The following is a 26,947-nucleotide window of genomic DNA, read 5'->3' on the forward strand; positions in this document are numbered from 1 at the left end:
AACAAGTGCACAAAAAAGCCAGCGTTGAAGGAACGCTGGCTTAATCAAAAACCGTCAACTTATTTTAGGACGGCACATAGCTTTCCATGCATATATAGAGCACTTATCGAATGAGCCAAGCAAGGAACTATCGAGCGGCACAACCATTCGCTACTGACATCGCTGACGATTTGGCTAACTGACAGTAAAAAAACGAACCTTTAAATTCCAATCGGCCATTAACAAACAGCAATATTGCTTGTTATCGGCGTGCCGTACTGGCTTTTAATGAACTTCTCGGATGCGTTACCTAGTAGAACAGCGCGTCTGGTAGCCCTGCTTCACGCCAGTAGGATTTGATCAAATGCTCTTGCTTCATGTTCCGCAATGCCATCACTAAACTCGGTATCAATCGGCTATGGCGTTGATGCAGGTACAAATATATTGGCTCTCGGCTCAGTACCGAAATACGTGAGATGGTCGCGAATTCATCAGATTGTAGATATGGCTCTATTTCTGTAATTAAACCAACGACCAAGTCGGCTCGACCAGCTTTTAATTTTTTAAGCCCCTGAGAAATATGAGTGACGGGATCTAGGTAGTCGTCAGCCACTAACGCCGACAACTTTAGCGCGGGAATAATGGAGCCATGTTTATAGGCGATGGTTCGTTCGAAGCCTGACAAACTTTGCCAATCAGAGATCCCCTCTCTATCGACGGTAAGATTGCCATAAGCAGCAAAGTATATTGGCACAATAACTTCGGGTACTTTGAGCTGGTTAACGGCCTGCTGCTGGTATTCTGCAACACGCCCCACTTGACCATCTAGGTTTATTTGGCCTTCAAATCGCGCTCTCTCGCCCGACATGCTCACTAACTCAGCCTTGTAGCCAACCCGAGCAAAGAGTTCTCGGTACACCAAACCAAAGAACTTAAAACCATGTGATGTATCAGGGGCAGGGATCGCGAGGTAGATGGTGCTTGTTTGTTTGGGCTTAGCCACGGCTGGATTTATCCAAACCAGCGCCGCGAAGCTGACAAGGAACACGAGTAAAGTCCGGCAACAACTCATAGAAAAAACAGGCCTATTTTGCTCATACCCACTAAAGTTTATCAGCTGCGGTAAGCTTTGCTGCGCAACTAGAACAGACCTCACATGAATCCGCCATTGATAGCCTAATCTTGTGACAAATAACAAAAAAGCCACCCGAAGGTGGCTTTCAAAATAGGTTTGCAAGTAGCAATTACTTAGCAGGCTTCTCCGATGGGCTCAGCTCTAGTTTGCTAAATGTAACGCTCGTATAGTGGCCTGCGGCTTTGTCTTCTTTCCAGTTACCCGTACCTGGGCATTTGGTGTACCAGAAGCCTGGGTCGTCTTTCGTAGAACACTGGTTGTAAGCGCCAGCTTTGAAATAGTTCCAATCGCCGGTGTACCCTTTTGGATGGTCTTTATCATCAACCTTGCCATTAGGATCAACATTGTTGCTCAGATCAATTTCATATTCGACCGTTGGGTGACCTTCCGCTGTGAATGTCAGGTACATGGTGTTTTCATGCACATTGATTACATAGCTGAACTCTTCGCCTAACGAAATGCCTTTATCGCCTGGGTTTGCAGGATTTTCCCACGTGTTACCCCAAACAGGATGAGCAATATCCATACGAACAGGATTATCTTTCTCTAAGTTACGCTCGTAGTTCCAAAAAACAGAGCCTTTGTCATGGTTTGGAAATTTCTTGTAGTAAATTTTGATGGGCTCATTACCCCAACCAAAACCATTACCTTCAGCAATTAGCTTTTTATCTTTACCGGCGTGAATTTGGCCAACAACAACAGAATAAGCAGGGAATTTTTCTGGGTATCCAGCTTCAACGGCAACATGGTTTACTTTCAGTGTTGCTTCCATCTTGCCACCGATCGCTCCAAACTCTTTGGCATTCGGATGAGCAGCCAGCGCAAAGTTATTGGCCGGTGCTTTAGTTTTAATTTTCTTGTTGGTTCCGCGGATCATTTGGCGTAATTCGCTACGCGTGTTCGATGAACCACTGGTCGTTGATGCCTTATTTGGAACCGTGAACACCATGTTGCCATCAGCATCAAGGTAGAAGTAATCCGGGTGCTGGTAATTTTGAATTTCTCGGACATCGATTTCGTCAACTTTACCGTTGCCGTCAGCGTCCATTGGCAAGGTGATTTTCCACTGGCTCAAATCGAATTTATCAGCAGGCACAGCAGAAGCCAGTACACTTGTAGAAACACAAGCAGTAAGCCCTAATGCGGCTACCAAGTATGTCGGTGATGAAAATCGGTACATGTAAAAAGCCCTTGTCTAGTACAAGCTCTAACTAGAGCGTTGTGAATCATCGTTGGAGGTTAATTGTTGTGAAAGGCAACTGTAACCTGCGCTTTAGCGTCATCCATTACAGCCGCGTGCCCCATCCTGAAGTCTATTGTGGCACGCTAGCCTGCCACAAATTGAACACGTTAACGGGAAATTATCGCAGAAAATATTCATAAAAACAGGTATGACCGTAAAAACCCGTAGTGTCAGACCAATTATTATGAGAAAAACCGCAAATACGTAACATAAATGGCGAATTCATCGCCACTTCATATCTCATTCAGGCCCTATTTAGTATCAGTTTCGCGCCAGGTTTTTCCGTTATATTTCAGCGCTGCCCTTGTCAGACCAAACGGCAAATTCATTGCCACTCGGTTCTTTAAAATGAAACCGACGGCCACCAGGAAAAGAGAAAATAGCTTTGCAAACCTGACCACCCGCTTGTTCTACAGCGTGCTGGGTCTGCTCAAGATCCGCACTATAAATAACAACAAGAGCGGCGCCCACAGCAGCGTCTGAAACCAATGGCGCATGGTAAAAACCACCGTTGATGGTGGCATTCGAAAAGGCGGTGTAATCCGGCCCATAGTCAGTGAACTGCCAGTTGAATACACCACTGAAAAATAGCTTAGTTGCCGCTAAATCGGCGGCCGGTAATTCGACATAATTTATCGAGTGGTGTGTGAGTTCTCTGTTGCTCATAAGGATTCCAATACAGTTGAATAACGGTCAACTCTCCGGCGAAATGGCTTGGCCAAAGGATTCAAGTGACCAAAGCATATTATCCGAAAGCTCGGGCAATTGACTCTCGAAGTAGTCATCATGCACTTTAATTAACACACGATTATCAAGTTTAAGACGGCTAAATTCTGGTTGGTAGTAGTCGCTAAAAATCTGTTTCAGCTCCCCGCTATCGCTTAGTTTCTGCAATCCTTTTTCAAGCCTGCGCGCTAATCGTGGCTTTGCCGGAGAGACATAGACATAGCTAACCATAGGAATAAATAGGGTAATAGACGGTTCGATAGCAATGGCATCATTAACTTGCGATAACGCTTGATACTCATCATATATTTCGTAAATGGCGCGTGGAATATAATCCACGCGTTCGCTGCGTAGCATCTCAAAAACACCTTTGAGATTATGGACTGCGGTTCCGTTAAAGTTATCCGCTTTTAACACTGCCGTGGTCGTCCAATCGTTTTGTAGTCCCGCAGTCAGTCGACGAAGCGCACGAGCCGTTTTAATGTGTTGAAATTCTTGCAAGCTATTTTGATTAACCAACAGCAGTCGATAACTCAACATGCCACCGCGAATTGGCACTCTGATTGGGGTAGCCTGCTTATCTCGCTTGGCGCCTGCGGCAAACACCGACACATTGATGGTCTCGCCACCTTGTAATGCTGCCAACGCACGATGAGGTTTCATAGATAGGTGGGAAAGCTCAATTTGGTATTCACCAAATTCGTCTTCTGTCAGTTCCAGAGCACGTTTCAGAACATGGAGTTTATGATCAGTACTTTTTTTACCATAGGAGGGGCTAGAGAGCCTGACGATATCTGCACTAAACGACATGGCCGACCAAGATAGCAACAATACAAACAACAGGGTGTTGCCTAACAAAGTTTTCATGCGCATATAATATTTGCCATCCGCGACCACCGAGGTATTTCACTGCAATGCAGAAAGAAGAAAGTATCAACTAGTTGGGTTCGTATTTTGATAGCGATAGAGGCCAACTGGATTCAATGATCAGCGAATAGTGAAATCATTCATGCCCGTATAATCCTGCCACTCAACCGTAATGCTGGAAACATTGGCACTCGGCGGCCCTTCTTCAAGCCAGTCCACCAAGTTTTGCAAATGATTCATTTCACCTTCGGCATAAACACAAACGCGACCATCAGCTAGGTTTTCGGCATAACCAGTTAAATACAATTGTTGTGCTTTTTGCATGGTATGAAAACGAAATCCAACACCTTGTACCATGCCAGATATATAACCTTTAAACGCTGCCTGCGACACGGGCTATCTCCGCCAATGGGTATGTTGCTCAAGTGTAGATAGAGATGCCGGATTATCCAGTTTCCTCAATCGCTTGATGCCATACCGTGACCTGATTACGCCCCTGCTTTTTCGATTGATAGAGCGCATAATCGGCTTTATCAATTAAATCACTCGGTGTTTGGTTATGATCTTGCAAAGAGGTCACGCCAAAGCTACAGGTGACGCTCACATCATTAAAACGGCAGGTTTCAATTTTTCGCCGCATATCTTCGGCTAAACGTACGGCTTGCTTCTCCCCCGCACCGGGCAAAATAATGCAGAATTCTTCCCCGCCAAAGCGCGCTACGGTGTCAATTTTACGAGTATTTACTTGCATAATATCGGCCACGCCTCTGAGTACAATATCGCCAACAGAGTGGCCGTAAGTATCATTAACGTCTTTAAACAAATCGATATCTGCAAGAATAATTGAATACTCCTGAATGTATTCAAGCCCTTCAAAATCTTTATTCATGCGGTCGAATAGAATGCGACGATTAAAACACCCGGTGAGAGGATCGTGCGCAGCCAGAAAGTCGAGTTCTTTGTGACGAACTCGAGCAGCAGCAAAGCGTCGGTAAATCAACAATGCAGTTATCAAGCTCATCGCTAGCAACACAACTAATAACAGGTTGAAATAGCGCTCTTTGGTTAACTCCAATTCAGCAATTTGACTTGATTGCCGAACAATTTCGATTTCATTATTTTTTTGCGCCAGTTTGAGGCCATCTAGCTTTATTTTTTCTTGTAATGCCGTTAGCTCCAGCTCCATTTTATGAGAATCGAGCTTTGCCTTAGCGCGCATTAGCTCGGCAGCTTCTCGCTCTTGATGAATAGCTAGAGCCATGGCTATTTCTTGCTCAGCAAAATTCAACGCCTGAATCGTATTGCCGCGTTGCTTCTCGGCTTGTTTAAGCCATTCGTAACTCATCAGTTGGTCAATTTTTAAATCGGCTTGCTCTGCTAGTTTCAAACCCCGCTTGAGTAGCTCTATGCCCCCTTCCACATCTTTTGAAATCATGATTCGGCCCAAGTAATTAAATGCCTGAGCTTGTAATTCAATGTTGTTTACTTGCGTGGCCAACACGAGAGATTGCTGGAAGTGATGAGTTGCCAAAGTATTATTTTGTTGGGCCAGTTGGATTTTTCCCAACAACAGATCAACTTGAGCCGTTTTCAAGGTTGCATTAATGGAGCGATATATCGCGTCTGATTTAGACGCCATGACTAATGCTACGTCATAGCGACCGGCCTCATAATCAATCACACCAATTTCACGATAAGCCGCCGCGCGCGTTTCTGGCTTAACGCGATCTTCGGGTAATTCGATGGTGTGTAAATAGAATGAGCGGGAATTATCAAATTGCTTAAGGCTCGAATAAATGAGGCCTGTTTGGTTAGACGCTTCCGCTAAGTGGGCAATATCATCGTCTTGTTCATATAGCGTTTCTGCTTTTTGAATATAGCTCAGCGACTTTTCAAAATCCCCAATTTGGCGGTAGATAATGCCCGTCAATAACAACAGCTCTGCATAATTTGCGGTGTTATTGAGCGTTTTTTGGATCTCCAAGCTATGCAGCGCATGATCGAGCGCAACTAAGTACCCGCCCCGCTTATTTTCTGCCATCGCAATGTTCTTTAGCGCCTTTGCAATGGCAGGCTGATCGTGGCGACTCGTTTGAACATCCAATGCTTTTTGATAAAAGCTGATAGCGCGAGGCGCATCCTTCAAATGTTTGTAGGATTGGGCAATGTTGTGAAACGTAACGGCCAGCTGCTGTTTAATTTTGTCGCTTTTCCCCGTTAAATAATTGACCGCCTTTGTGAATTCCACAATGGCTTGGTCAAACCGCTTTTGCTTGTGGTAACTGAGCCCTTTGGCTGACAACAACAATGCTGACAGGTACGGTTCGCCATGTTCCTGAACCAATGGCAACACATCGTCGATGATTGTCTCTGCTTGCTGGTAGTACTTTGCTGAAACTAGCGCATTGGCATAATCAAGCGACAGCGTGATTTGTTTGGCCGTTTCGCTTGCTCGGCCATACAGTTCAAAGGCTTGGTCAAAGTGATATTGACCTTGTTCAGTCTCGTTTGATTTAACGGCTAACGAAGCTAGAAAGGCATGACTTTGCACAACAATCGATTGCTCATTGTTGTGCTCGGCACTCAGCAACGCGCTGCGCGCAAGTTCCGCGCTTAACGGCTGGTTGGTATCTTTAAATAATCGGGCCTGATGCAATAACTCAGCCGCTGTAAATTGTTGCCACTTACTAAACGTTGCATCATTAGCTGATATTGGCTCACCCGTAGGCTCCTGCTTGGCGCTGGCTCCTGCACTCATCACTCCGGAAAGCACGATGAAAACCAGCCCAAAGTAGCGCACCGGCAATCGGACGCTGCAGATTTGGGCTAGACAGTACTTCAACATCATCAATGCCCTACCCCAACCCTTTGAATGATGACTGCCACAACGTCACTTGATTGCGGCCTTCGCTCTTCGACCTATACAAGGCCAAGTCAGCCTCATCGATCAGTTTAGCTGGCGTTGTCGGATCGGTTCCAAGTGCAGACACACCAAAGCTACAGGTCACATTGATGTGATCAATCTGTTGTTTTTCGAGGCGCTCTCGCATTTGCTCGGCGATTCGCATGGCCTGATCAGCGGTTGCGCTAGGCAACAAAATACAAAATTCCTCGCCGCCAAAGCGCGCTACTGTGTCATTCTTTCGAGTACAGTCACGAAGCGTTTGAGCCACGGCGCGCAACACGCCATCGCCGGCACTATGACCATAGGTGTCGTTGACCGTTTTAAAGTGGTCAACATCGGCAAGAATAATGGAATAATTTTCGATAAGCGCCAAATCTTCAAAGTCTCGATTTAAGCGCTCAAACAGTACTCTGCGATTGTAGCAATCCGTCAATGGGTCGCGTGCGGCTAAATAATCAAGCTCTCGATTGCGCCGACGTGAAGCCACGAAGCTGCGATAAATAACAACGGCAACCAACAAACAAATGACAAGCAAAATAGCGAGCAGCAGGTTTGCGTATTGGTTTTTGGTCAACTCAAGTTCTGAAATCTTATTAGCCTGCCGAACAATCTCAATTTCATTGTTTTTCTGCGTGATTTTAAGGGCATCTAATTTGACCTTCTCACGCAAAATACTCAGATCCATTTCCATCTTATGGGAATCGAGTTTGGCCTTGGCACGAACGAATTCTGCTTCTTCTTGTTCACGGTGAATGAGTTTAGACACCGCGATTTCCTGCTCGGCATAATAGAGTGCTGATGCCAAATGGCCCCGCACCTTTTCTGCTTCTTTAAGTAACGAGTAGCTGGTTCGCAGCTCATCCTTGGCGTCGCTTTGACTGGCCAACTCAAGAGCTTGCTTTAATAGCCTGATCGACTTGTCGGTATCCGTTTCTATCGTCAGCCGACCTAAAAAGATCAACGCTCGAGTTTGCATGACCAAATCGCCAACCTCAATCGATAGCGCAAGCGATTGTTCAAAGTGCACCTTCGCTAGTGCATCACGCCCGTTGGCGAGATAAACCTTACCAAATAGAATATTCACCAAGGCTGATTTTATCGGGTCATTAATCGAGCGATAAATGGCCTCAGCCTTGCTGAGCATTGCCATGGCGTCATCATAAGCACCTGCTTCGTAATCGATGACCGCAATTTCGCGAAAGGCGGCAGCGCGTGTTTCCTGCGAAATATGATGATTTTCCTGATCGATGGATTTTTGATAAAAAGAGCGCGCGTTATCAAATTGTTCGAGCCGAGAGTAGATCAAGCCAATCTGATTCCAAGTCGAGGCCACATTGCTAATATCGCCTTCTTGCTCATAGATCTGCAGTGCTTTTTGAAGGCTATCCAAAGACTTTTCATAGTGCCCGATGTTGCGGTAAATCATCCCAATCAACATCAACAACTCGGCATTGCCCTTGGTATCGTGCAAACCTTGCTGCAACGCCAAACTGCGATTGGCATAGCTTAAGGCTGCAATGTAATTGCGCAGTCGGTTCTCGCCGGTCGCGATGTTTTTTAGTAATCGCGCAATGGCTTTGGGATCATGAATTGTTTGATAAATATCAAGCGACTTTCTGAAATAGAACAGCGACTTGTCTGTTTCGTTCAGTTGTTTAAAGGACTGGCCAATTTGGCGATAAATTGAAGCCAATCTTTTGTTGGTTTTCGAATTCTCGTTGGTCAGCAGCGTCGCAGCTTGGGTGAGTTCATCAATCGCGTTTTGAAACTTACCTAGATTATAAAAGCCATCACCTTTGGCTGCTTTTGCTAACGCAAGCAAACGTTCATCAGGCAATTGCTCGGCGCCGTCGAGAGCCTTTGTAATCTCAGCAATGCCTTGCGCAAAATCTTGCTCTTCGTAAAGTAAGTCAACGTAGCCAAGAACCGCTTTCATTCGATTGTCAGCATCGCGGACTTTCTCAAATAACGATGCAGCCTGAAAGAACGAATGTTTGGCTTGCTCGTCATCATGTAAATGCTCGCTGCTTTGCGCAAGTTGATAATGAACTGATGCTAATAATGCGTGGGAGTCGCTGTCATCACCGTTCAGGTGAACAACAGCATTTTTATAGGCAGCAACTGCGGCTTGATCGTCTTTTTGCTTGAAAAGCCCATTGCCTTTGGTGAAGTACACCAAGCCGAGCAATCGTTCATTGCCAAGTTGTTGTGCCACCGCTAACAGTTCAGCCGCTAGAACCGTGCCTTCTTGGTAGCTCTTATCGTGGTAGAGCAGTTTGATGTAATCAATGGTGTTTTCAATCTGCTTGCGCGGATCAACCAAAGCTTCAAACACTTCCGCGGCACGACGAAAATGGAATTTTGCCAATCCCGCCTCTTTCGCTTTTTTGGCGAGTTTGGCAAGTAATTCATGGGCTTGTGCTTCGACACGAGGTTCATTCGCGGCCTGCGCGAGTTTCAATGCTTGCTGGGCAAATTCAGCGCTTGCTTTAGGATCTTGATGGCGGGAGGCTTTAGCCTGCTTCAACAAGCTTAATGAGGTTACTTTAGGCGCAGCAGACTGCCGGGTTCGAATGTCCGAACTCCCTTCAGCAGCGAGGCTATGACAGGCAAAAATTAACGACAAGGTAATACAGAAGGCCCGCAATGCTTTGCCTGCAAAGTTTAATCGTTGATTTGTGCGCAATCCTAACCGCAATAAACTTCGCCAGCCTCCGGTAGAAGGAATTCCATGGCTGCAAAATAATGTGCAACTCATTTAATATATAACTATCAGTTAAACCTTAAAAACAATAGCGCTTTTAAGGCATTAAGAGGTAATAAGCCTCAAAATATGGGATGTATTTAACGTACTTTTTCTAACTCAGCTAACGCGGCACTCACTCGCTTTTCAGAAACTGGGCCACTCGTGCCTAATTGCTGAGCATGAATAGACACTTTTAGCTCTTCAATTTGCCACTTCACGGACTCTAATTCAGCTGCGGCTTTGCGTTTGACGGCCGATTTTTCAGCTAGCTTTTGGTAACGCCCGGTTAGCTTTTCAACCAATAGAATACTCTGACGATCTTTGGTGGGGTTTTCTGCCAGCTTTTCAAATCGGCGCAGTAACGCTTTCATATAGCGCTCGACATCATCCAACTTAGCGACCCCATTTGCAGAGACGAACCCTTTAAATACTAGGTCATTTAAACACTGTTGAATATCTTGATAGGAGTTCACCAACTCAAATGGCATTCGCCCTTTTAATCCTTTATTTAGCTTATGGGCGATCGTTAGGATCTGCTCAACTTGCAGCGCAATAGTACCCGCCGTTTCATTGAGTTCTGCTCGGACATGTTCACGCAACGCGTTGAATGAACTCTCATCACGCACGGCCCAACTATCATCAATCAGCGCATCTGCAGCGGCATCAACTAAATCACCCACCAAATCATTGACTTGCCCAAGCGGGTTGTAATACATCGCGAGCTTCGCTTTGTTGGGTAGATTTTTTACCAAGTAACTGCGTGGTGACGGAATACTCAACAACACCAGACGACGAACACCAGCGTGGTGCTGGCTTATAGCTTGAGCTAACTCATCAAACTGCTGCAAGCTCACTTCTTTGCCTTCATCCACCAAACTTGGGTGTAACTCGACCTGATAACCATCCCGGCGAATACTCTGCATTTCTGGCAATGCCCCAAAACACCATTGCTCGCTGGAGCTTTGTTTCACTTGTTCGGCTTCAACTTTTTTCAGACTGGCCTGAATACGTTCTTGCAGTTGTTCTCGCAATTTCGTCAAATCGGTGCCAATAGCAACCTGTTGCCCTTTGTCATCCACCACCTGAAACTTCATGCGGAGATGATCGGGCACATCATTTTGCTCCCAAATCGATTCATCCAAACGCTGACCGCTAAATTTCCGCAGCGCTCGAGTGACTTCACCAACAAAATCTTCTTGCTCGTCAATTTCATTGATGACCTTGCGGGCATAATCTGGCGCCGGTACAAACTGTTTGCGCAACTGCTTCGGCAAGCTTTTGATCATTGCGGTGATCAACTCTTCGCGCATGGCTGGAATGTGCCAGTCGAAACTGCGCTCCTCCACTTGATTGAGCAGCGATAGCGGTACGCGCACAATGACGCCATCATGCTCTTGTCCCGGCTCAAACTGGTAGTCCATCCGCAAACTGACATTGCCAAACTGCCACTGTTGCGGGTATTGCGAATCGTTGAGGTCATCTTCGTTACGAGCTAGCAATTGCTCGCGAGTGAGCATCAGTGTTTTGTTGTTAGCTTTCGACTCGAGCTTTAACCATTGCGCCAAGCCGACTTTGTTATAGATCTGAGTTGGCAAACGTTCTGCGTACAATTCCGCGTGTTCATCATCGTGAATCAATAAATCACGGCGGCGGATCTTGGCTTCTTGCTGATGAATTTCGTTAACTAGCTGCTGATTTTTTTGAAAAAACGGTGCGTTTAAGCGCAGTTTACCGGCCACCAGCGCTTCTTTGATAAATAGGTTGCGGGCCGCCACAGGATCGATGCGGCCAAAGCTGACTTTGCGGGCGGGCACAATCGTCAAACCAAACAAGGTTTGTTTCTCGCTAGCCACCACATCCTGACGCTTTTCCTCAAATACCGGCTCAGAATAGCTACGCTTGACCAAGTGCTGCGACAACGGCTCTAGCCAGCTCACATCAATGTCAGCAACATAACGAGCAAATAACTTGGATGTCTCCACCAGCTCGGCAGCAACTAACCATTTAGGGCGTTTGCGCCCCAAACTAGAGCCGGGGAACATGGTGAACACTCGGTTGCGAGCGCCTTGATAATCGCGGTCTTTGTTGAGTTGGCCAACATGGCTCAGCATGCCCGATAAAATTGATTGGTGAATTTGGGCGTAGTTGGCGCCCTCTTCGTTAAGCTTTATATCCAACTCTGCTAAATGGGATGTCAGCTGTTGATAAACATCTTGCCATTCACGCACACGCAGGTAATTAATGAACTGGCTACGACACCATTTTCGGAATTGGCTATTGCTGAGTTCTTGTTGCTGCGCTTCGATGCCTTGCCACAAATTTAGCATCGCCATAAAGTCGGAACTTTTGTCATTCCATTGAGCATGGCATTGGTCAGACTGACTGCGCTTTTCAAGCGGCCGCTCGCGCACATCTTGGGTTCCTAATGCCGCACAAATCACCGCAAGCTCTTTGCCGGCGCCATGCTCGGCCCCGTGTAGCAACATACGTGACAATCGCGGATCGACGGGGAAACGGGCCAATTTATTACCAAGCGCAGTTAAGGTCACTGAGCCTCGGCCGGAAAACTGTGCCGCACCAATTTCTTCCAATAACCGAATACCATCACGAACGGTCTTGGTGTCCGGTTTTTCTACAAACGGAAAGGCTTCAATGTCGCCGAAATTAAGCATCGCCATTTGCAAAATAACCGATGCCAAATTAGTTCTTAGAATTTCGGGCTCAGTGAATTCTGGCCGCGCATTGAAATCTTCTTCGCTATAAAGGCGAATACAGATCCCTTCAGCAACCCGACCACAACGACCCGACCGCTGGTTAGCACTCGCCTGAGAAATGGCTTCTATGGGCAAACGTTGCACTTTAGAGCGAACCGAGTAACGGCTAATACGAGCGGTGCCAGGATCTACCACGTAACGGATTCCCGGAACGGTTAGCGAGGTTTCTGCCACGTTGGTACTAATCACCAAACGTCGGCCTGCCGCTGGCTTGAACACCCGCTGCTGCTCTGACGCCGCCAAACGCGCATAAAGCGGCAAGATCTCCGTTGAACGATAATTCTGTTTGGATAAGGTGTCGGCCAAATCTCGAATTTCGCGCTCGCCATTCATAAAGATAAGAATGTCGCCCGGCCCTTCGGCACTCAGTTCATCGACTGCCGCCACAATGGCATCGTGCAAATCTTGGCTCTGATCGTCTTCTGCCAGCGGCCGATAGCGCATTTCAACCGGATAAGTGCGCCCCGAAACTTCAATGATGGGCGCACCATCAAAATGTTTTGAAAAACGTTCCGGGTCAATGGTTGCCGACGTGATCACCACTTTTAGATCGGGGCGCTTGGGTAGCAACTCCCGCAGGTAACCCAAAATAAAATCAATATTGAGACTACGCTCGTGCGCTTCATCAATGATAATGGTGTCATATTGGCGCAGCAGTCGGTCTTGTTGGATCTCGTTAAGCAAGATGCCATCCGTCATCAACTTGATGTAGCTGTTGGGGCTGGTGTGATCCGAGAAGCGAACTTTAAAGCCTACATGCTCGCCAATCTTGCTATCCATTTCATCGGCGATACGGCTAGCGACGCTACGAGCCGCTAAACGCCGTGGTTGGGTGTGACCAATTAACCCGCCAATGCCACGGCCTAATTCCAAACAAATTTTAGGTAGCTGAGTGGTTTTACCGGAGCCGGTTTCACCGGCCACGATGACCACTTGATGATCAACAATGGCTTGCGCAATTTCATCGCGTTTTTGGCTAACCGGTAATTGTTCGGGGTAACTGACCGTCGGCAAATTATTCGCTCGGGCCTGACGTCTACTCTGCGAGGCTTCAATGGATTGCTGAATCTTTTGGCTAACTTGTTCGCGTTTTTGTTCATCACGGATTTTCTTTAACCCATGCCAACGGCCACGCAATTTACCCTGATCGGCGAGCATACATAGGGCAAGTTGTTGGTTCAAAATGTGGCCGGAATTTGCCATTACAGGGGTACCTTTGGTGAAACGCGAACAGCCCTTATTGAATAGGCTTAAAATCGAACAAGTAAATTAGTCGCGCATGCTACCAAAACACCGCCGTGACTAGCAAAAAAACAGCCATGAGTACCATTAAATAACCGCCCCATCACGTGATGCATCAATGATAAATATCAAACCATGGCAACGAGGTTAAATGGCGTTCATTGTCAGAAATATGGCACTTGGCTACCGCTAGGTTACCAATAGCTCGGCTCTGTAAATTTTTTGCAGGACTTATTAATTAGTTGTACTAAAAGTAAAATTAACTGATAGTTTTGAAATACCCCCACCATACGTCGAATCGTTAGAAACAGGTTACAAACCTTGTGAAAATCGTTTCATCAGACTAAATTTCAAGCTATTATCCGCCGCTGATAACAAAAGCATTAGCACTTGAGCAAGGAGGCCAACGTTCAACATTAACCGGTTTGACTAACCAAGAGACCTCTTTATGCCTAAGTACTTAGCTCTTGCTAACACCTTGATTGCCATTCTTTTATCCAGCCACGCATACGCTGATGAAGTTCGACTCTACAATTGGACTGATTACCTTGAACCATCTGTCACGGAAGCATTCAAAGCGGCTTCTGGCCATGATGTTACTGAAGACTATTTCGATACAGAAAGTTTGCGTGACGAGCTGATTAACAGCGGCCGAGGTGGTGCTTTCGACTTGATTTTAGTCGACGGTTGGAGCCTGAGCTTGATGAGCGAAAAGCAACTGTTTCATAAGGTGTCAGAATTAACCAAAGAACTATCAACGCATATTGATCCGCGCTGGCAAGAAGCTTGCGGCGACTACGGCATCCCTTATAGCTGGGGCACCATGGGCATTATGCACCGTGAATCCATTTCTAAAACGCCGATAACATCTTGGCGGCAGTTATTTCATCCACCAGCTGGCCACAGTGGTCATATCGCCATGTACGATGATGCAGTGGATGCGCCCGTAGCGGCTTTGTTGGTTGATGGCGCCGATCCATTTACATCGGATATCCAGGCGCTGAAATTGGCCTACACACACCTTAAAGCACAACGCCCGCATGTTATGACCTATCAGTACGGCGACGCATACGCCGAGGAGCATGGCAGCGCCAGCACCATGACGATGACCATGGGTTATTCCGGCGATGAGTACTCTATTTCAGAAAATACCGAGCAAGATGATTGGGTTTATGTTGTGCCGCAAGAAGGTACTGTTTTATGGGTGGAATGCTGGGCATTTCCGATAGACAACCCGATCAACCAAGCCACATTAGATTTTGTGAAGTTTCTAAGCCAACCTGAGATTGCCGCTCAAAATGCCGAATCGGTTTGGATGGCCAGCCCAATCCCAAGTGCCGTTGAGCTGACTAGCGAAGAATACCAATCGGATGATGCCTTGTTTCCAAGTGAACAGATACTGGAACGAAGCCACTTATATAAAGTTATTGATGCAGAAGGACAACTCACCCGATTCAAAATGATGACGTCGCTGAAATAAGGCTGTTTAATCCATGCGACTAGAACGGCGCGTTCACTACATTCTATTGCCATTCATTGTGGTGATCTTTTTGGCTGGCGGGTTAACGTCTTATGGCGTGCTTAAAGAGCGCCGCTATGTGCAATATGAGCAATTACTAAGACGCGATATCAATTCCATGCACAACGAAATTGGCCTAGAGCTTCGGTCAATGAAGTCGTACCTGTCTGAAATACTCAACAGCAACGAATTTGTTCGTTTCTCGATTGAACGCGATAGTCAGTACCAAGCCTTTACACTCGGCGCAGCCGCTTATGGAATGATTGATCGGACGGTGAAAGGCACCAATGTTGTCAGCATCTACCTAACTGACCAACAAGGCCGTATTTTATTGTCTCGCGATGATAGTGGCCCATTTGACGAGCCAGCATTACCAGAGCAGTTAAGCGGCTTTACAGAGTCGGCGTTAAAATTCTTCAATGATTCAACCAAGTTTGATGATTTGGGGCTTTTCTTTAAGCCGAATCCAGAAACATTTCACTACGTATTGGCGCGGAGCTTTTCACCCCGCCGGCTGCAACATGATGTTTTTGGCCAAGCTAAATCGGACTATATGGTGGCGATGATCATCGTCAATATCGAAAGCTTTAACCACTACAAATATGAATTGATTGGCGATCTTGGTACTGATTTACAATTTAGCTTTGACCCTGTGATCTCCAATAAACCCTACGCCCCACAAGAAGTTACCATGCAGGTTAATGACGATTCCGCCATAGTTGCCACCATCAACACCGACTATTACACGGCGAGCGTTAAAGTACCTGAATCCAGTATTGTTAAATCACTGCAAGATTCCAAAGCGCACATCATCTTCTTTGTTGTAGTCGCGTCGCTCATTTCATACGTCCTACTGTGGTTGGCAATCCGCCAAGTGATCGTCAAACCCATTAATGAGCTTGCCTCGCGCGTTAAGCAAACCGATGAGTTAGATGGCTCTGAATTAAAGATGATGGACGGCGATGATGAAGTCTCAGAGCTCAATAATGCGTATTTCCAATTGCTCGGCAGTATTCAACAGATCGCTTCGTTTGACTCACTGACAGGATTGGCGAATCGCCGCAGTTTTGAAATTTGGCTTGAACGTCATTTAGCCCGCCAAGCGCAACAGCAAAACAAAGTAGCCCTGCTATTTATCGACTTAGATAAATTTAAGTGGGTTAACGACCATTACGGGCATGCTGTGGGCGACCGCTTATTGCGTGAGTTTGGCGCTCGCCTGCGCGAAATAACCCGCACCTCTGATATGACAGCCTTTGTGTCGCACGAGAGTATTGCGCGGCTAGCAGGCGATGAATTTGCCGTAGTGCTCAGTGACGTGCAGGGTCCAGAGGCTGCCTGTGCGGTAGCCACTCGAGTGATTAAGTTATTTGAATCAGGCTTTTGGGTGGACGGGATCACCCATGATGTTCAAGCCAGTATTGGTATTGCAATGATGCCCGAAGATGGTCACGACGCCAGTACGTTACTCAAACACGCTGATGTGGCCATGTATCAAGCCAAGGCAAATGGCCGCAATCGCTATGAATTTTTTACCAAAGAAATTGCCGAAAGCATTCGCCAACGCGACATGATTGAAGTGCTGCTGAAGGATGCCCTCTCTGACAAGACTTTTGAATTGGCATACATGCCGATTGTTGACTTGGATAACGGCGACATTGTTGGCTGCGAAGCATTACTGCGCTGCCCATCGTTGCAACAGCAAGGCATCGGCCCTGATGTATTTATCCCCATTGCAGAATCTACAGGGCTCATTAAGAAAATTGATCTGCGCGTCATTGAACAAGCCTTTGTTGACTACTTGCAATTGAAGTCGCGCGGATTCGAAGGGTACGTTGCGGTGAATATTTCAGCCGTTGAGCTGCGTAATGAAAAATTTGTTGGTCAGTTGTGTGAACTACTGGCGCACTATCGAGTGCCGGCTCATAAAATCCATTTAGAGTTGACCGAAACTCGCTTGATCTCGCCCGATCAAGATGCTGTTGCAGTATTAGAAGATTTACAACAGTTAGGCTTTCAACTTGTGCTGGATGATTTTGGCACAGGCTACACCGCGTTTAACCAATTGATGCATTACCCAGTTTCGGGACTGAAAATTGACCGCAGTTTTATCGGCTACTGCGACAATCCTCAGAAAGTGAAGATGGTTGAAATCATTTTGGCATTGGCCAACGTTTATGAGCTAAACGTCGTTGCAGAAGGTGTTGAAACACAAGAACAAGCGGCCTATTTAGCAGAGCAAGGGTGTCAATATGGCCAAGGGTACTTGTTCAGTAAACCAATTCCTTTTGACGATTTTTGCCAGAAGCTAGAGCCAGGGAAGTTAGCAGCAGGCTAATTGGAGCTCCGATTAGCCTGAGATGCTTTCGTTTAACGCTTGCCCTATGGTTGAGTCAGATTTTGACCTTCGGTGAGGTATAAGTCGTCATACTTTACGCCGCCATTTCCATACGGATTTTTCTTCTGACCGGTATTGCAGTTGGCAAAGAAATAAATCAGCGGCTGCTCGCGTTTCATGCGGTATTCGGCGCCAGCATAGACTTTGGTTTGTTCGGAAAATTCGCCACCTTTGATGTACACATCATAGCGTTGCCCGCCTTCCGCTAACGGCGCGTTATTCATCACCATCCAAACTTGATACCAAACGCCAGGCTGCAGTGGCTTGGCGGGCTTACCTGTCACAGGGTTTTGGATTTTGTCGTAGCCTTTGCCAAGTTTGACCATTAAGGTGCCATCGTTTTTAAGGCCACTGGATTCAGACTTATCAGTAATGCGAAGACTCGGTTCAAAGGCATTGTAAGCATGCTTTTCAATGCCTTCTGGTGCTAAGTCAGATAAACCAAAGATGTGATTATTAGGAAAGCTTTCTACGTTGAAACGTGCATACAAAGTATAGGTTTCACCGACAGGGACGGGCTGAGGCAATTTAAAATAAGTCAGCGCTTTGCGATTGCCGACGATGCCATCTGCGGCAGGCTTTTTCAGTAAATAGTAATTACCATCTTGTTGGCGTCGCTCGGTAATTTGCGGGTTTGGCACATGGGGATCAGTTTCGTTGTCGGTATCGGCTTTCTGCCAATGGGCCATTGATGCGCCATTTTCGAAATTATCAATCAATTGCCAGTTGGCATTGGCATTGGCATTGGCATTGGCATTGGCAAACACAGCGCTCGGCAATGCAGCACTGATAACAACGAACGCTAAACGAATTACATTCTTCATGACCAAAATTTCCTAAAATGTTCAGGTGAGCAAACGAGCACAAAGGTTAGCTTATCGAGATTTCCACCATCCTGCCAGCAGGTTTGGGCAAGCCAAACGGCCTGCCGTAATGCGCTAGTTTGGCGCCTCTGACGCACTCACAACAAGCTCAAAAAATGTCACCTTGGTATAATTGCCATCGGCAATATCTTTGGCGAGTTCGCCACTTCCTGGGCAAGCTGGATAACGAAAAGACGGCGCATCTTTAGTGCTGCATTGATTGTAGTTGCCCGCTTTGAAATAAAGATAATCATCGCGGTACCCCTTAGGGTTATCCAATTCATCAACATGACCATTGGCATCGATGTTGTTTGATAAGTCAATTTGGTGTTTCACAGTACCGAGGCGCTCACTTTCAAAGGTTAAGTACATGATATTTTCGTGCACATTAACCGTATAACTAAACGCTTCACCTAACGCGATTCCTTGCTCGCCCGGATCGGATGGATCTTCCCACGAACGTCCCCATACTGGGTATTCGATGTCGATTCGATTCGGATCATCAAAATCTAAGTTACGTTCATAGGTCCAATACACAGAGCCAGTTTCATGATTCGGCCACTTTTTATAAGACAGTTTTAGCGGCTCATTGCCCCAACCAAACCCACCCTCTTGACTAGCAAATTGATAGGCGTGAATTTGAGCAATCACCACCGAATAAGCTGGCGGCTTATTGGGGTAGCCCGCATTCAGTGACACGTGATCGACAGCCAGCGTCGCTTTTAGCTTGCCGCCAATTGCGTCGAAGCTTGCTGCGTCGCTTTTTGCAGCAAGTGCCCAGTTGTTTTTAGGATCGGCCTCGTCAATCGACTGCTCGGCTCCGCGACTTTCATAGCGCAGCTCACTGCGCGTATTAGTTGAAGTGACTTCGGTCGCGGCCTTGTTAGGGCTCATGAACACCAAGTGACCGGCGCTATTCAAATAGAAATAATCCGAATGCGTGTAGCTTTGCAATTGCGGCACTTGGATCACATCGGCTTTGCCATTTTTATTGTCATCAACCGGTAATGTGAGCGACCAGTGCGTAAGGTCAAACTTGTCGGCTGGTACCAAGTTTGAATCGGCAACACCGCTTTGTTTGTTCTTCGAAACGTGAACTTCTGTATGGGTTGAACTTGGTTTGTCGATACAGCCGACACACGCCAGGGTGGCAACTGCAATTGCGCCGTATTTTAGAAGTGGGTTTTGAGCACGATGTGACATAACGATTCCCTTACGATTAGACACGGCCTTTGTGTGTTTGGTAAATCACACGGTCCAAACCAACATGCCACGTCTCTAAAACGGTCAAATGATTAACTTAAAAACTTTCCGATGGCAGCTTCACGACACCAACTTCCAGCAATAAATTAGCGAACCGGCGCTGCTCGCCCGTCGCGATCATCAATGTGGTTGCCGGACTTTTAATCTTGTCGTAGAACGACCAGCGCTCCATGTGCTGCCAGCTCACATCGGCTCCCAGAATGGATTTAAATTCGGTATGGATTTCAGGTTGATAGTCAGCTGGCGGCTCCATGACTGTGGCCGCTTGAAATGGCGTGGCTGAGATTAATGCCTGCAGCACAGTGACGCTATCGACCATGCCGGGCGCTAGATTGAGGTAAACCTGCTTGGCATTGGGGCCAACGTTACCGGCCATCGGGAAGTTGCCATCAGCAATCAAAATTTGTGAGAAATGGCCGGACTTGCCGAGTGCCGCGAGGATCTCGGGATGGATAAGTTTTGAATTTAGCATAATGCGGTCCGCATAAGAGAAGCACCCTGCTCCGAGCCCAATGAACGATTGGGCTGGAATCAAGGTGCTAGGGAGTAACGTTACTGGTAAACAACCTTGCTGGCTTTATAGCCATCGTTGTTTGCTTCAATCTTACCTGTGTCCTTCATTACCACATTGTCGATTACGGTAATTGGGTCACCATTGGTTAGGTAAAGTTTGAGCGGTGCGCTCTTGTCCCACGTTGAGTTAGAAATGTTGAGTTTCTGCACACCGTGGAAATACAGTGAAGCGCCAGAGCGGTGCGTAGAGCCTTTACCGGTGTTGGTAAAGGTGTTGTCGGCAACCGTTACGATTGGGCCAAAGGTACTCTCATCAAACCCGCCACGATAAACCGTTGCTACCTCACCTTTAACGTTGGTGAAGGTGTTACCACGAAGCGTTAGATTCTCAACGCTGTACACGCCCAAATCGTCAGTTTCTTTGTTAAGAACTAAAATTGAGCCAGAGATATTGCTCATTTCTGAATCCACAATTTCAATGGTATCGGCAAACGTACTGGCATTCGCTTTTAAGAAATCAAAGTAGCCATTGACGTTGAGGTCAGTCACCTTAATGTTGCGAACAAACAACGAGTAGTTGATGTTCATTGAGGTGCCGCTAGTGCTGATCACTGAATTGCCTTTGTAATCTGGTGACTCTGCACCATCAAACCAAAGATTTTCTAACTCCAGCGCGCCGCCATTTTCAATCACAATGAAATGAGGTTTTTGGGAAAGGATCACCGGCTTGTCACCGTCCTTTGCCACAATACTGACTGGGTGGTGAATTTCGGCAAACTTAGTCAATAAATATTGACCACCATTTTCCAATACCAACACATCACCTGCACTACTGTTTGCCAAAGCATCTAATAAGGTATCAGTGCCGGCTTTTACTGTGGTTGTTTTACCGCTTTGGAAGGCAATCAAGGCGTCAGTTTTGGGGTAGTAGCTCGCGCCCACTTCCTCTTTGGTCACTGGCAGCTTCACTTCACCAAAACCAATTTTGTCTAATAACTCTTGGCTTGGTACGCGCAAACCATGTTCATTAACAGTGACCTCATACGGGGTACTGGTAAAGCCTGATTTAATTGGCGTGCTTACTTCTTCGTTCAAGTAGTTACCAGCAAAGCTGATACCAGAGACATCATCGTAGAGAGTGAATGGGTCTAGGTTGTCTTTACCCAAAATGATGTTGTTTTGTAGTTGTGAGCCTGTTGGTGGTTGCGAGCGCTCTTCGTCAGCGCCGGCACATAACTGAATGTAGTCGCTGTCAATCACAATGTTGTTATTCATGATGGCGTCAACGACTGGATCGTAGCGGTTTGGTGGTGAATTCGGCACACCATTCATAATGACCAAGGCGCCGCGGAAGCGGTGACCGGTCAAACCGTACATGTAGTTGTTCTTAACGGTTTGATTCTCATTGATGATGCGAATACCACCGGTATTTGGCTTACGGTTACCTAAGAAGTAGTTGTTCTCGACCGTGGTGTAGTGGCCGTGACGCATGGTCAAGGTGCCTTGCGTCTCAAAGAACACGTTGTTCAAGAAGGTGTTGCCACCAGACTTGTTGGAAATGATTTCGTGCTCGCCGTTAGTGCGATCAAGGTAGTTGTACTGAACCAAGGTGGCAGAAACGTCGCGAGCGAAGTGGCTGGTGCCAATACGCAGTGTTTCACCACCGTTTGAACCAAGTACTTGGCGCGGGCCAAAGTAGTTGTACTCAATCACGTGGTTGTTGTTGCGACTGGCTTCGGTATTCATCCGCACTGCCATGGTCACACCGCGATTGCGCTTGTTAACTAGCGTGTTGTGGTCGAAACGGTTGTTTTTACCGTACATGGCAACCCACAAGTCGGCCAGTTTGCGCAGCGGGTTACTAAAATCGTCAATCACAACATTGGTAACACGTGAGTTGTTGGCTAAATCTTCGATTGAAGTACGGAACGAAATCACTTCGCCAGTTGGTGTATGACCGTTTTTAAACACCAAATCAGAAATTTCGATGAATTCACCGGAAAAAGCCAGATTTGATCGACCAGAAATGATCACTTTACCGGCTGTTTCTGCTGTTAACACAATAGGCTGTTCTTTGGTACCAACGCCAGAGAAGCGCAGCTCCACATCGGACCAAACGCCATTGGCCATGACGATTTTATCGCCCGGCTTTAAGTTTGTTACGGCCTGATTAAATTCTTCAATATTATTGACCACCTTGGCGTTGTTGCTGGTATGTGCGCATGAAATAAGCGCGGCCATAACAGCCAACGTCATCAGGTGACGTATCGTTCTTTTTATCATTCGGTATTTACTCCGGTTTTGATACTACATCGCTTGTCAGGGCCAACTAAGCTAAAACGTGAAACCTAAAGGTTTGTGCCCTACTCACCTTGTAATCAAAGCCCCAACAAACCAGGAAAGAAGTGCGGGGCTATTATGCTGATATCGAAATTAGTTACTGCGCTACTGACCAGGTTTTGTTGGCTCGGTCACGACCAATCTCGAGAATGTTGCCTCGGCGTAATCACCTTTTGAACGATCTGTTAACCAATCACCCGTACCCGGACATGCTGGGTAGCGCCAGCTTGGATCATCTTTGGTACTGCACTGGTTGTAGACCCCGGCTTTGAAATATAACGGATCACCAGCGTAACCTTGCGGGTGGTCGAACTTGTCGACGTTGCCGTGGGCATCGCGGTTATCGGCCAAGTTGATACTGAAGTTAACGTCACCGTGTTTGGGTGAGGTAAAGGTCAGGTACATGGTGTCTTCATGGACATTAACCACATAACTAAACTCTTCACCTAACGCTAAACCTTTGTCACCCGGATCGGTTGCATCATCCCAGTGGTTGCCCCATACGGGGTAGTCAATATCGATACGATTTGGGTTGTTGGTTTCCAAGTTACGCTCATAAACCCACAGAACAGAACCGGTTTCGTGGTTAGGCCACTTTTTGTAGTAGATTTTGAGCGGCTCGTTTCCGTAGCCGAAACCACCCGTTTTCTGATCCATCTTGGCGGCATGAATTTGTCCAATGACTACCGAATATGCCGTTGGTTTGTCAGGATAGCCGGCCCGAGTCGGCGCATGATCAACGTGTAACGTCGCTTCCATTCTGCCGCCTATCGCAGCAAACTTGGCAGCCTCAGGATGAGCCGCTAATGAAAAGTTTCGATCATAAGATGGGTTGGCCGCCTCATTGCTACCGTTTAATAGGTAGCGCATTTCACTTCGCGTATTCGTTGATGTTTTAGAGGTTGCCGCTTTATTTGGACTACTAAACACCAAACGATTTAGCTCATCGAGATAAAAGTATTCTGGATGGGAGTACTTACCAAGTTCATTTGGATGGATGGTGTCGGCCCGATGGTCGTTATTCAGATCTTCAGGCACCTGTAGGTACCAGTGAGTTAAGTCAAAATAATCTGCAGGTACCGACTCTGCCGCGATCGCCGCATTGGCGCACAAAAGAGACATTCCTGCTAGCAAACTAACCGTTTTAACGCTCATCATTATTTTCCTAAAACTTTTCTCAACACAAACTAAATTACACCAACACAACTCAACCAAATCTCGCGGTATAAGCGCATGCTTGTTGGTGCACTTGTTATTACAAAATGAAGCTGGCGCCTTGCTCTGCTGACGTTACAGATTGGCGCGCAGTTTTAAATAACGCGCGCCCCCACGTTGCCTGCGAGGCTTCGGTATCTAAATTGATGGGCTCTCGCCCTTGAGTATCACTGAGGTTGTTAATGGTGCCACTCTCACAATCTAAACAAATCACATCACCATCTTGAATCAATCCGATGCTGCCTCCTCGGCTCGCTTCGGGTGACATATGGATGGCCGAAGGCACTTTGCCAGACGCGCCAGACAAGCGGCCATCGGTAACCAAGGCTGTTTTTAAGCCTTTCTTTTGGAGATTGGCCAAGATCGGCATCAGCTTGTGTAGCTCAGGCATGCCGTTGGCTGAAGGGCCATTATGGCTAACCACAACCACACAATCTTGGTTCAGTTCGCCATCCAAATAGGCTTGTTCTACTGCATGTTGGCAGCGAAAAACTTTGGCTGGCGCTTTAATATAACGGCGCTCTGGTGCAATCGCTGAGACTTTAATAACACTTCGGCCAATATTCCCAGCAAGCATTTGGATCCCGCCGCTGGTCTGGAATGATTGACCAATCGGAGCAATCACATCTGGGTTGGTGGAGCCTTCAGTTTCACGCCACTTTAGTTGATCATCATCCAAATATGGGGTTGTCAGTTGGCGGCTAAAATCGCCAAATGTTGACACCACATCACGATGCAATAAATCGTCGGCATCAAGCCGTTTGAGTAACGCCGGCACGCCACCTGCTTCTTGAAACGCATTCATATCAGCCGCGCCATTTGGGTAAACATTCACAAGCAGCGGCACCTCACTTGAAAGCTCACTGATGTCCTGCCATGAGAGTTGGATGCCAGCAGCCCGCGCAATAGCGAGCAAGTGAATCGTATGATTCGTACTACCGCCGGATGCTAACAACGCAATGACACCATTGATGATGCACTTTTCGGTGACGACTTCGAACAACGGTCGATAACCGGGTGATGTTTGCGTTGCCGCGCTGATTCGGGTTGCCACCTCTTCCGTTAGCTTGGTTCTGAGCAGACTATCAGGCGGCACAAACGCAGATCCTGGCAACATCAAGCCCATGGTCTCAAAAATTAACTGGTTGGTATTGGCGGTACCATAAAACGTACAAGTTCCAGCGGAGTGATAGGCTTGGCACTCCATACGCTGCAACGCTTGTTCGTCAACTTGATTGGCGATGAATTGCTGACGCACAGCGACTTTTTCATCATTACTAATGCCGGTTGGCATTAAGCCCGTAGGCACAAACGCTGTCGGCAAATGAGCGTAAGCTAACGCCCCCATCAGCATGCCTGGTGCAATTTTGTCGCACACGCCTAACAGTAACGTTGCGTCATAAACATTATGACTGAGTGACAATGCCGTTGATTGGGCAATGAGATCGCGTGAAAACAACGACATGTCCATGCCATCTTGCCCTTGCGTTACACCATCACACATTGCAGGAACTCCTCCGGCGACTTGAGCGGTATGGCCAAAGGTATGCAGGTGTTTTTTAATGGCTGCAGGGTAAGCATGGTAAGGCTGATGGGCAGATACCATGTCATTGTAAGAGGTCACCAAGGCAACGTTTGCATGGGTGAAATTTAATATTTTCAGCTTTTCATTTGGATCGCTAGCGGCAACCGCATGGGCTAAATTGCCACACGAGATATTCGTTCGGCTTTTACCCGTCGCCGCCTGCTCTTGGCAGTTCGCTAAGAATTGGGAGCGTGAAGATTCGCTCCGTTCAATTAAACGGTTGGTGATCGTTTCAACAACCTTATTCATGAACTTACCGCCTCTGATAGTTAATAGATAAGCATGATGCTTACAAAGCTATGACTGTGCTTGAGTGGCGTAATCGCGCCCAAAAGCTAATACTTACAAGTCAATGTTACGGGGAACATGATACGCGTAACTTACGCAAGAGTGAATAGTGCAGAATCTGGTGGCGCTTAAGAATTGGAAAAATGAGGGGTGGATCAAATGTTAGATCGCGATGAGTTGTGCAACGCCAAGCGTTAAAACGCTCCATCATGCTTTATTTATGGCGCAGTTTTAGCGGCTGTATGAACTCCAAATTTAGCCAGTAACCAAGTGAATACTAAGAGCTTTCACCTTTAGTTATGGTAAAGCTCAAATCGTAGATCTTCTTCTTATTTGGTAGACCTTCAATTCGGTCGAGTAAAATATCAGCACTGGTCTCCCCCATTTCGTACCGCGGGGTGTAAACACTCGTTAACTTCGGCGAAATAGCTTGCCCGATATCTAACGCGTTATAGCCGATAATGCTGATGTCTTCCGGGATCCGAATGCCCTTCTCCTGACACGCCAAAATCGTCCCGATGGCAATATCATCGTTCGTGCAAAAAATGCCATCTAAATTTGGGCACTCCACTAACGCGCGGGCTAACAACTCGCGGCCAAGTGTAAAGCTTGAGTGATTCGGGGTAAGAAAATGATATTTCTGAGCGCCCGCATCGACAATCGCTCGATCATACCCTTCCATTCTGTACTTGGTACGGTTGTCGAGTCGGGCGCCAAAATAGGCAATTTTTGTTCGGCCCTTTGCCAACATCGATTGAACGGCAGAATATGCCGCTTCTTGGTGATCGAGGCCAACAACCATATCAATGGGGTGATCGGTAAGCTCCATGGATTCAACCACTGGCACATTAGCCGTCTTGAGCATTTTCAGTGTGTTTTCTGAGTGCTTGGTGCTGGTCAAAATGATGCCGTCAACGTGATAAGACAGCAAGGTCGCAACCTTACGCTCTTCGGTCTCTTGGTTGTAGCCATAGTGGGCGAGAAGTACTTCGTAGCCGCGTTTGTTGGTGACCGACTCAATGCCCTGAGTGAAGTTTGCAAACACTTGGTTTGATAGTGAAGGTAGCAATACGCCAATTGCTTTACTAGATGCTTTAGAAAGCATGGCTGGCGCGCGGTTATGTATGTAGCCCAACTCATCCACTGCTTTCGAAATTTTGTCTCGCGTTTGCGCCGAAACAAGCTCTGGATTTCTCATGAAACGACTCACCGTCATTTTGGTGACGCCAACGCGATCGGCAATATCTTTTAGTGAAGTGCGAGTGTTTCGTTTTTCTCGAGTCATTTGTCTTGTCTTAATACGGCATCCATAGCAACTGTTACTGTAACATGTAGCGTACGGACAC

Annotated in this window: 17 protein-coding genes; 2 read left to right on the forward strand and 15 right to left on the reverse strand. The window is 46.9% G+C overall.

All coding sequences use genetic code 11. The annotated features are described in order from the left end of the window. Window positions 1-289: 289 nt before the first annotated feature. The 8 genes from K0504_RS12685 to hrpA all read right to left on the reverse strand — a co-directional run bounded on the left by K0504_RS12685 (window position 290) and on the right by hrpA (window position 13,578). Window positions 290-982, reverse strand: coding sequence for a type 2 periplasmic-binding domain-containing protein (locus K0504_RS12685; RefSeq protein ID WP_220104570.1), 693 nt, complete (start codon window positions 980-982; stop codon window positions 290-292). A 241-nt stretch (window positions 983-1,223) separates the two neighbouring features. Next, window positions 1,224-2,294 (reverse strand): polysaccharide lyase family 7 protein, encoded by a 1,071-nt coding sequence (locus tag K0504_RS12690; RefSeq protein WP_220104571.1) that lies wholly within the window; start codon window positions 2,292-2,294, stop codon window positions 1,224-1,226. 348 nt (window positions 2,295-2,642) lie between these two features. Then, complete coding sequence (locus K0504_RS12695; protein WP_220104572.1) at window positions 2,643-3,023, reverse strand: VOC family protein; 381 nt, start codon at window positions 3,021-3,023, stop codon at window positions 2,643-2,645. 27 nt (window positions 3,024-3,050) lie between these two features. Then, window positions 3,051-3,956, reverse strand: a complete 906-nt coding sequence (locus tag K0504_RS12700) for a hypothetical protein (protein WP_220104573.1) — start codon at window positions 3,954-3,956, stop codon at window positions 3,051-3,053. Between the two features lie 114 nt (window positions 3,957-4,070). Beyond that, a complete protein-coding gene (yccX, locus tag K0504_RS12705) occupies window positions 4,071-4,343 on the reverse strand; it encodes an acylphosphatase (RefSeq protein WP_318837973.1) in 273 nt (90 codons plus the stop codon). A 52-nt stretch (window positions 4,344-4,395) separates the two neighbouring features. Then, on the reverse strand, window positions 4,396-6,798 hold the full coding sequence (locus tag K0504_RS12710) for a GGDEF domain-containing protein (protein WP_220104574.1): 2,403 nt from the start codon (window positions 6,796-6,798) through the stop codon (window positions 4,396-4,398). Window positions 6,799-6,805: 7 nt separating this feature from the next. After that, window positions 6,806-9,541, reverse strand: a complete 2,736-nt coding sequence (locus K0504_RS12715) for a GGDEF domain-containing protein (protein WP_220104575.1) — start codon at window positions 9,539-9,541, stop codon at window positions 6,806-6,808. Between the two features lie 158 nt (window positions 9,542-9,699). Beyond that, entirely contained in the window at window positions 9,700-13,578 is a 3,879-nt protein-coding gene (hrpA, locus tag K0504_RS12720; RefSeq protein ID WP_220104576.1) for an ATP-dependent RNA helicase HrpA, read from the reverse strand. 487 nt (window positions 13,579-14,065) lie between these two features. On the opposite strand from hrpA, the gene K0504_RS12725 reads away from it, so the two are divergent. Next, complete coding sequence (locus tag K0504_RS12725) at window positions 14,066-15,097, forward strand: ABC transporter substrate-binding protein (RefSeq protein ID WP_220104577.1); 1,032 nt, start codon at window positions 14,066-14,068, stop codon at window positions 15,095-15,097. A gap of 13 nt (window positions 15,098-15,110) precedes the next feature. Then, window positions 15,111-17,474 (forward strand): putative bifunctional diguanylate cyclase/phosphodiesterase, encoded by a 2,364-nt coding sequence (locus K0504_RS12730; RefSeq protein WP_220104578.1) that lies wholly within the window; start codon window positions 15,111-15,113, stop codon window positions 17,472-17,474. A 44-nt stretch (window positions 17,475-17,518) separates the two neighbouring features. Here K0504_RS12730 and K0504_RS12735 read toward each other — a convergent pair whose 3' ends face one another. From K0504_RS12735 to K0504_RS12765, 7 genes are all read right to left on the reverse strand, one after another. Next, window positions 17,519-18,358 carry a hypothetical protein gene (locus tag K0504_RS12735; protein WP_220104579.1) on the reverse strand — a complete coding sequence of 280 codons (840 nt, stop codon included), beginning with the start codon at window positions 18,356-18,358 and terminating at the stop codon, window positions 17,519-17,521. Between the two features lie 114 nt (window positions 18,359-18,472). Next, window positions 18,473-19,600 (reverse strand): polysaccharide lyase family 7 protein, encoded by a 1,128-nt coding sequence (locus K0504_RS12740; protein WP_220104580.1) that lies wholly within the window; start codon window positions 19,598-19,600, stop codon window positions 18,473-18,475. A 97-nt stretch (window positions 19,601-19,697) separates the two neighbouring features. Further along, window positions 19,698-20,132 carry an RbsD/FucU family protein gene (locus tag K0504_RS12745; RefSeq protein WP_220104581.1) on the reverse strand — a complete coding sequence of 145 codons (435 nt, stop codon included), beginning with the start codon at window positions 20,130-20,132 and terminating at the stop codon, window positions 19,698-19,700. Between the two features lie 80 nt (window positions 20,133-20,212). Next, a complete protein-coding gene (locus tag K0504_RS12750) occupies window positions 20,213-22,429 on the reverse strand; it encodes a polysaccharide lyase 6 family protein (protein ID WP_404823007.1) in 2,217 nt (738 codons plus the stop codon). Window positions 22,430-22,618: 189 nt separating this feature from the next. Beyond that, on the reverse strand, window positions 22,619-23,671 hold the full coding sequence (locus K0504_RS12755; protein WP_225918130.1) for a polysaccharide lyase family 7 protein: 1,053 nt from the start codon (window positions 23,669-23,671) through the stop codon (window positions 22,619-22,621). Between the two features lie 97 nt (window positions 23,672-23,768). Beyond that, window positions 23,769-25,562 (reverse strand): phosphogluconate dehydratase, encoded by a 1,794-nt coding sequence (gene edd, locus K0504_RS12760; protein ID WP_220104583.1) that lies wholly within the window; start codon window positions 25,560-25,562, stop codon window positions 23,769-23,771. A 316-nt stretch (window positions 25,563-25,878) separates the two neighbouring features. Beyond that, window positions 25,879-26,886 carry a substrate-binding domain-containing protein gene (locus K0504_RS12765; protein ID WP_220104584.1) on the reverse strand — a complete coding sequence of 336 codons (1,008 nt, stop codon included), beginning with the start codon at window positions 26,884-26,886 and terminating at the stop codon, window positions 25,879-25,881. Window positions 26,887-26,947: the final 61 nt, after the last annotated feature.

It is taken from the genome of Neiella holothuriorum (genome assembly GCF_019457915.1).
In the GTDB taxonomy this organism is placed as follows: domain Bacteria; phylum Pseudomonadota; class Gammaproteobacteria; order Enterobacterales; family Neiellaceae; genus Neiella; species Neiella holothuriorum.

Bases quoted from the DNA above. Each gene is read 5' to 3' on its own strand.
- K0504_RS12740 (WP_220104580.1), bottom strand. From the start codon at position 19,600: ATGTCACATCGTGCTCAAAACCCACTTCTAAAATACGGCGCAATTGCA.
- K0504_RS12765 (WP_220104584.1), bottom strand. From the start codon at position 26,886: ATGACTCGAGAAAAACGAAACACTCGCACTTCACTAAAAGATATTGCC.
- K0504_RS12750 (WP_404823007.1), bottom strand. From the start codon at position 22,429: ATGACGTTGGCTGTTATGGCCGCGCTTATTTCATGCGCACATACCAGC.
- K0504_RS12735 (WP_220104579.1), bottom strand. From the start codon at position 18,358: ATGAAGAATGTAATTCGTTTAGCGTTCGTTGTTATCAGTGCTGCATTG.
- K0504_RS12755 (WP_225918130.1), bottom strand. From the start codon at position 23,671: ATGATGAGCGTTAAAACGGTTAGTTTGCTAGCAGGAATGTCTCTTTTG.
- hrpA (WP_220104576.1), bottom strand. From the start codon at position 13,578: ATGGCAAATTCCGGCCACATTTTGAACCAACAACTTGCCCTATGTATG.
- K0504_RS12695 (WP_220104572.1), bottom strand. From the start codon at position 3,023: ATGAGCAACAGAGAACTCACACACCACTCGATAAATTATGTCGAATTA.
- edd (WP_220104583.1), bottom strand. From the start codon at position 25,562: ATGAATAAGGTTGTTGAAACGATCACCAACCGTTTAATTGAACGGAGC.
- K0504_RS12690 (WP_220104571.1), bottom strand. From the start codon at position 2,294: ATGTACCGATTTTCATCACCGACATACTTGGTAGCCGCATTAGGGCTT.
- K0504_RS12725 (WP_220104577.1), top strand. From the start codon at position 14,066: ATGCCTAAGTACTTAGCTCTTGCTAACACCTTGATTGCCATTCTTTTA.
- K0504_RS12745 (WP_220104581.1), bottom strand. From the start codon at position 20,132: ATGCTAAATTCAAAACTTATCCATCCCGAGATCCTCGCGGCACTCGGC.
- K0504_RS12730 (WP_220104578.1), top strand. From the start codon at position 15,111: ATGCGACTAGAACGGCGCGTTCACTACATTCTATTGCCATTCATTGTG.
- K0504_RS12700 (WP_220104573.1), bottom strand. From the start codon at position 3,956: ATGCGCATGAAAACTTTGTTAGGCAACACCCTGTTGTTTGTATTGTTG.
- K0504_RS12710 (WP_220104574.1), bottom strand. From the start codon at position 6,798: ATGATGTTGAAGTACTGTCTAGCCCAAATCTGCAGCGTCCGATTGCCG.